This is a genomic window from Hungatella effluvii (assembly GCF_003201875.1).
In the GTDB taxonomy this organism is placed as follows: Bacteria; Bacillota; Clostridia; order Lachnospirales; family Lachnospiraceae; genus Hungatella; species Hungatella effluvii.
Window position 1 is genome coordinate 1 of record NZ_QJKD01000040.1, and the last position, 5,783, is coordinate 5,783.

The window sequence follows — 5,783 nt, forward strand, 5'->3', positions numbered from 1 at the left end:
AAAGTGGCTTAAAGAGGAGAAAGCGCATGTTTGCTGGGGTAAGGGGAAGTATGCGCTCTTTACTACTTTTTTCCTGTATGTTTCGAAAAATAAAGATGGGCTGGGAAAATGGAGTTAGAGCAACTCCATTTTTTCACAGCCCCTTTATTTTTTCACTTATATGACAAATGTTGTAGCGTAAATATTAAGGAAAATGAAAGACATGGGAAAATGATATCTGGTAGAATAGAGCCAGAAAAGGAAGGACACAGAAATGTATGTAGATTATGGCTATTATATCATACGTCCCTGCCGGTGCCCGGAATTTCTAAAGGATTTTTCCGAATGGATTCTGACTGCCAGCGGCTGCATCTGTGATGCGGAGCCGCAGCCATTTTCCTGCATGGCCAATGATGAAAGGCAAAAAGAGAAATACCGGAAACGGCTGGGGATGGAGAAAAAGGAATTTATAGATTTTTCAGAAGAAACTCTGCGGCTGTTCGGGGAGGAACGGCTGGATACAGACAGCCGGTTCCTGTTCAAACAGGACGCAGAAGACATATACAGGCGTTATTTTTATAATCGGTGGGGCGTGGACCCGGGATACCGTCTGATCGGGATTGCGCTGGAAGAGGCGCGCCTGCCTTCCCTGGAGGACAGGATAATCCAAAAGCATGAATTACCTCGGACCGCAGAACGTCAATTTCTCGGCTTTGATCTTCTTGGATGGGATATCTCGGGTTTTCATACATACCTGTGCAATTCCCTTCAGGAAGAACTGATGAAACGGTTCGAACTGAAACCGGGAGAATTTGGACTCTTAGAGAATTCGAAAGAAGAAGTGGAAGCATTTGCAGATGCCATTCAGAACAGAGGAGAGCCGGTGGAGTGGATGCCGTTCGCGGTCTATGATGATACGCCGGCTGCGGCAGAAGGGAGTGAGATACATGGCAAAATTTGAAGCTGACTTAACAGGGAATCTGGATCATTTTAAAGAATACTTAAAAAATGAAATTTTAAACGGCAGTGTATCCGCATCGTTCGAGGACGAGCATGAGGAGGAGATCAACGGCGTGCGGTGCTGTACAATGGTATATGAGAGATACAGCTATATGGGAGGCAACCGCGTCAGCCTGAATGTGACGATTCTGGGATATGAAGGGGAACTCAGGCTGACTGCCATCACATCCGGTGGAAGCCAGGCCATGTTCTTTAAGCTCAATACATTCGGAGAGGAAGCCTTTTTAGAGAAGCTGGAAGAGGCTGTGAAGGCCTATAAGTGCAGACACACGCGAATGATAAGCGATTTATAAACGATTTATAACCGTGTGAAAAGGGGATCTGGGATGGACAGAAATATATATGTGACCAGCTATACAGAGAGAAATGTGCTGCAGAAGCAGTATGGACTGGAACATGAGACCTTTGTGAATGATACGATCGGTTACGACGGCAGCGTATGGCTTCTGTTTGCCCGTTCGGTGCCGAAACGGATCAACGGGATGTTTGTGGATACCGAGGCGAATACGGACTACCATGCGCTGTGCCTCTGGGTAAACTGGACGGATGGGACGCTGCTGGGGGGAGAGATGTATCCGCTGGGGTTTCATGAGATGAATTTTCATCACGTCATGCCTCTGGGAGAAGATATCCTGCTGGTAGGCGCCCGGTGCAGGAAATATAAAGACGGGACGGCAGAGAATAACGGAGTTCTCTTAAAAAAGGATGGCACAAAGCTGGCAGAGATGTGCCTGGGTGACGGAATCGAGAGCTGCATCGTGACGGAAGACGGCCGTATCATTACCGGATACTTCGACGAGGGCGTGTTTGGTAATTTCGGCTGGGACCAGCCGGTGGGCGCGTGCGGTCTGATCGTATGGGATGCACGGGGACAACGGTTGTGGGAGAACAAAAAATATCCGATCTATGACTGCTATGCGATGAATGTGGATGAACAGGGCGCGCTGTGGTTCTATTATTACGACGAGTTTCATCTGGTGAAGACTGATTTTAAGAGGGATGTCATCTACCGCCCGAAGGCGGAAGGATGTTCCGCCTTCCTGATCAACCGGAGTCATACCGCTCTTATCATGGATGGCGGATATGGAAGGCATTCCCAGTTTTACCGATATGAGATAAAAGGGGATCAGTTGGGCAGCCGGGCGCCGGCAGATGTGATTTTCAGGGAGAAGCCGCTCTTACTTTCCGGTTACCGGTTCCGCGGTGCAAAGGCCGTGTTGACGGACCCTGATGGACGGATGTTTTTTATCGAGGTGATCTAGCTATGAAAAAGTATGGAAATAGTTTGAGGATCCTGTTTCTCTGTATCGCTGGTGTATTCTGTTGGATGCTTTTTACTTCGGAAGAAGCAGGACAGAGATATTTTTGCGGCATGGTGCTGGAGATTTCGGACCAGTATTTTCTGGTGGAGCCGGATGAAGGGGAAGAAGAACGGAAATCCGCGGACCGCATTACTGTGCCGACGAATGTCATATCCGCGGAGGGCGTGCCCGAGGTGAAGGTGGGAGATGAGATCCGAATCGTCTATGACGGCGAGATCATGGAATCGTATCCGGCCCGTTTAAGTACGGTGTTTGCCATTTACCGCGCGGACGAGTGACGAAGGACTGTGCTGATGGCACCGGCGTCCGTACTGCGCGGCTTTACGAACGTGATCCGAAAAAGCCCTGTCCGGGAAGGCGTGTCAGACCACGCAGTTCCGGACAGGGCTTTTTTCTGTTTGTCAGAAGAGTCCGTCATACCGGACCCGCTAGTTCATGGAAGCTACAATTAAATTTGCCAGAGCACCGAGTTCCGCCATCTGGTCTTCCTTTAAGGAGGATTTGATCGTGATGGTTTCATCGAGTATGGTCATGTTCTTCATCTCGGAGATGATTTCTCCCATCTTACGTCCGGCTGTTACGCCCCAGGAACCATTTTCCAGGAGTGCCACGGTGCGGTTCTGCAGATTGTGAGCCTTTAAATCGAGGAGTACGTGCTCCATACAGCTGAAGATGCCGCCGTTATACGTCGCGGAAGCGAATACGAGGTGGCTGCAGCGGAAGGCCTCGGAGATGATGGTGGACGGATGCGTGGAGGAGACGTCATACATGACAATGTTCTTAACGCCGCGGTCTGCCAGCCGGCAGGCCAGAATATTCGCTGCATTCTCCGTGTTGCCGTAGATGGAACCGTATGCGATCATGACGGCTTTCTCTTCCGGTTCGTAGCTGCTCCAGGTTAAATACTTGTCCACATACCATGCGATATCGGATCTCCATACAGGACCGTGGAGCGGGCAGAGGATTTCGATGTCCAGTGCGGCGGCTTTTTTAAGCAGCGTCTGAACCGATGCGCCGTACTTTCCGACGATATTGGTATAATATCTTCTGGCATCAGCCAGCCAGTCACGTTCGAAATAGAGTTCATCCGCAAACAAGTTGCCGTTCATGGCGCCGAAGGTACCGAAGGCATCCGCGGAGAAAAGGATCTTGTCCGTGGTGTCATACGTCACCATGACCTCCGGCCAGTGTACCATGGGGGCCATCAGGAAGGTGAAGGTATGTCTGCCGGAACAGAAGGTGTCGTTTTCTTTCACGATCACGGCTCTGGTATCGATATCAAATTCATAGAACTGCTTGATGATCGGAATCGTCTTTGCGTTGCAGACCACGGAGACATCCGGATATCGTCTGATCAGTTCGCCGAGCGTTGCACAGTGGTCCGGTTCCATATGATTGATGATCACATAGTCCAGCGTTCTTCCTGCCAGAACGGATTCCACATTTTCGAAAAACTGCCCGGTGATTGCCCGGTCGACCGTGTCGAAGAGAACGGTTTTTTCATCTAAAAGAAGATAAGAATTATAGGAGATCCCGTTTGGAATGGGGTATGCGTTCTCGAACAGGGCGAGCCTGCGGTCGCTTCCGCCGACCCAGAACAGGTCATCTTTAATATTTTTTACACAGTACATAATGAAGCCATCCTTTCGTCATAATCTCACACATATAATTTCGTAAGAAGTATACTACAAAATCGGGAAAATGTCATTGTATTTTTATACGAACTTAGTATGAATTCAGCGGTCCATTGCATTATAGTATAACCGGAAGGATGGATTTTTAGCGGAAACATCATTTTTTATTAAGACAGAGCAAAGACAGCCTGTTATAATGGGAGAAAAGAGACCTGATTTTCCATGAGGAAGATGGTTTTGTATTGGAACATAACTGGAGGTGTGGCAATAAATGGATGGAAAAAACAGAATCGTAAAGGACATCCTGGAGTCTGTTGAGAAAAACATGGGAACCGGGGAAAATTTGAGCCTGGAAGCTTTGGAAGCACATACGGGTTATTCCCGTTTTTATTTGAACCGGATTTTTGCTGAGGAAACCGGCTGTACCATTCACCGCTATATCATGGAGCGGAGACTGACGGAAGCGGCCAGAAAGCTGGTGGAGACGGACAAGACGATCGTGGAGATATCCGGCGAGGCGGATTATCAGTCTCAGCAGGCGTTTACACTGGCATTCCGGCGGGCTTACGGATGCACGCCGTTTACCTACCGGGAACGGAAGCATTTCACGCCTCTTCGTGAGCAGACAAAGCAGAAGAAGACAGGGGTAACCGCCTTCTGCGAAAGAAAGAATAACTGGAGGTGTGCGGCATGAGTCTGGTACCGAGTGTGATCGAGACGACGTCAAAGGGGGAGCGCAGTTACGACCTCTTTTCCCGTCTGTTAAAGGACAGAATTATCTTTCTGGGAGAAGAAGTAAACGATGAGACGGCCCGGCTGGCGGTGGCCCAGTTGTTGTTTCTGGAAGCGGAGGACCCGGCGAAGGACATTTCCTTCTATATTAACAGTCCGGGCGGTTCTATTACTGCCGGTCTGGCCATTTACGATACGATGCGTTATATCCGATGCGATGTATCGACGATCTGTATCGGACTTGCAGCCAGTTTCGGCGCATTTCTGCTGGCAGGGGGGACTAAGGGCAAGCGTTTTGCCCTTCCCAACTCTGAAATCATGATACATCAGCCGGCGGTGGAGAAGATCGGAGGAAAGGCGACGGATATCCAGATCTATTCAGAGAAGCTTCAGCAGGATAAGAGACGGCTGAATCGGATTTTGGCGGAAAATACGGGGAGAACGGAGGAAGAGATCTGGCGGGATACGGAGCGGGATCATTTCATGAGCGCCGAAGAGGCGAAGGAATATGGGATTATTGATACGGTGATGAGAAAGAGGGATTAAAAGGAATAAATCTGAAAAGATGATAGGAAAGGGGCGGCCGCGCTGATGATTGTACAATCATTGGTGCGGCCGCCCCTTTATCAGATGATGTCTTATGAGAATTAATAGCCTGCGCTTAACGCAGCAGCCAGGCTTGCACCGACTACGGCATATAAGATTAAGGTCAGCACGATTCCCACTGCCATAACGATCAGTCCGGCGCGGCAGAAATTCTTCCTGTTCTCATTTCCATTGCCAAATGCCCAGACAAAATACATGATTACATTGACACATGGGATAGCCAGGACGATTAATGTGATCAGCCATTCTCCCATGGTCATGACAGCCTTATTAGGATCTGTCACCATTGTGTTGTTTTCCATACTTAGTTCCTCCTGTAATTTAATATAGCTACCGCTAGAATTATATCATATATTGTCGGAATCTGTCTATTTTTTTTCTTTGCCGGGTTACAGACCCGGGAGTTTGACACCCCCAATCTAAAAAAACACCGCTAAGCCGCTACTGGCTTATATTTTTTTGTCAAATTTTATGTTTTTATATATAGGCT

General features: G+C 48.7%; 8 protein-coding genes. 6 read left to right on the top strand and 2 right to left on the bottom strand.

Annotated elements, in window-relative coordinates; genetic code table 11:
* Positions 1–253 precede the first annotated feature (253 nt).
* Genes DFR60_RS30035 through DFR60_RS30050 form a run of 4 tightly spaced genes read left to right on the top strand, consistent with a single transcriptional unit; the run spans position 254 to position 2,599 of the window.
* Positions 254–940: a hypothetical protein gene (locus DFR60_RS30035; protein WP_110326966.1), complete on the top strand. Its 687-nt coding sequence runs from the start codon at positions 254–256 to the stop codon at positions 938–940.
* Positions 927–1,292: a DUF6054 family protein gene (locus DFR60_RS30040; protein ID WP_110326968.1), complete on the top strand. Its 366-nt coding sequence runs from the start codon at positions 927–929 to the stop codon at positions 1,290–1,292. Before DFR60_RS30035 ends, DFR60_RS30040 begins: the two co-directional genes overlap by 14 nt.
* 33 nt (positions 1,293–1,325) lie before the next feature.
* On the top strand, positions 1,326–2,261 hold the full coding sequence (locus tag DFR60_RS30045; RefSeq protein WP_110326970.1) for a hypothetical protein: 936 nt from the start codon (positions 1,326–1,328) through the stop codon (positions 2,259–2,261).
* Positions 2,262–2,263: 2 nt separating this feature from the next.
* On the top strand, positions 2,264–2,599 hold the full coding sequence (locus tag DFR60_RS30050; protein ID WP_110326972.1) for a DUF3221 domain-containing protein: 336 nt from the start codon (positions 2,264–2,266) through the stop codon (positions 2,597–2,599).
* 150 nt (positions 2,600–2,749) lie between these two features.
* On the opposite strand, the gene DFR60_RS30055 is transcribed toward DFR60_RS30050, so the two are convergent.
* Positions 2,750–3,952, bottom strand: coding sequence for an FprA family A-type flavoprotein (locus DFR60_RS30055; RefSeq protein WP_110326974.1), 1,203 nt, complete (start codon positions 3,950–3,952; stop codon positions 2,750–2,752).
* Between the two features lie 274 nt (positions 3,953–4,226).
* Here DFR60_RS30055 and DFR60_RS30060 point away from each other — a divergent pair, with 274 nt between their 5' ends.
* Together DFR60_RS30060 and DFR60_RS30065 are read left to right on the top strand one after the other, a co-directional pair.
* The gene (locus DFR60_RS30060; protein WP_110326975.1) at positions 4,227–4,649 is read left to right on the top strand and encodes a helix-turn-helix domain-containing protein; all 423 of its coding nucleotides are present in this window, start codon (positions 4,227–4,229) and stop codon (positions 4,647–4,649) included.
* Positions 4,646–5,233: an ATP-dependent Clp protease proteolytic subunit gene (locus tag DFR60_RS30065; protein WP_110326978.1), complete on the top strand. Its 588-nt coding sequence runs from the start codon at positions 4,646–4,648 to the stop codon at positions 5,231–5,233. Before DFR60_RS30060 ends, DFR60_RS30065 begins: the two co-directional genes overlap by 4 nt.
* A gap of 101 nt (positions 5,234–5,334) precedes the next feature.
* Here DFR60_RS30065 and DFR60_RS30070 read toward each other — a convergent pair whose 3' ends face one another.
* A complete protein-coding gene (locus tag DFR60_RS30070) occupies positions 5,335–5,595 on the bottom strand; it encodes a hypothetical protein (protein ID WP_110326980.1) in 261 nt (86 codons plus the stop codon).
* Positions 5,596–5,783: the final 188 nt, after the last annotated feature.

Coding starts and splice junctions, on each gene's coding strand:
- DFR60_RS30035 (WP_110326966.1), top strand. CDS start 254: ATGTATGTAGATTATGGCTATTATATCATACGTCCCTGCCGGTGCCCG.
- DFR60_RS30040 (WP_110326968.1), top strand. CDS start 927: ATGGCAAAATTTGAAGCTGACTTAACAGGGAATCTGGATCATTTTAAA.
- DFR60_RS30045 (WP_110326970.1), top strand. CDS start 1,326: ATGGACAGAAATATATATGTGACCAGCTATACAGAGAGAAATGTGCTG.
- DFR60_RS30050 (WP_110326972.1), top strand. CDS start 2,264: ATGAAAAAGTATGGAAATAGTTTGAGGATCCTGTTTCTCTGTATCGCT.
- DFR60_RS30055 (WP_110326974.1), bottom strand. CDS start 3,952: ATGTACTGTGTAAAAAATATTAAAGATGACCTGTTCTGGGTCGGCGGA.
- DFR60_RS30060 (WP_110326975.1), top strand. CDS start 4,227: ATGGATGGAAAAAACAGAATCGTAAAGGACATCCTGGAGTCTGTTGAG.
- DFR60_RS30065 (WP_110326978.1), top strand. CDS start 4,646: ATGAGTCTGGTACCGAGTGTGATCGAGACGACGTCAAAGGGGGAGCGC.
- DFR60_RS30070 (WP_110326980.1), bottom strand. CDS start 5,595: ATGGAAAACAACACAATGGTGACAGATCCTAATAAGGCTGTCATGACC.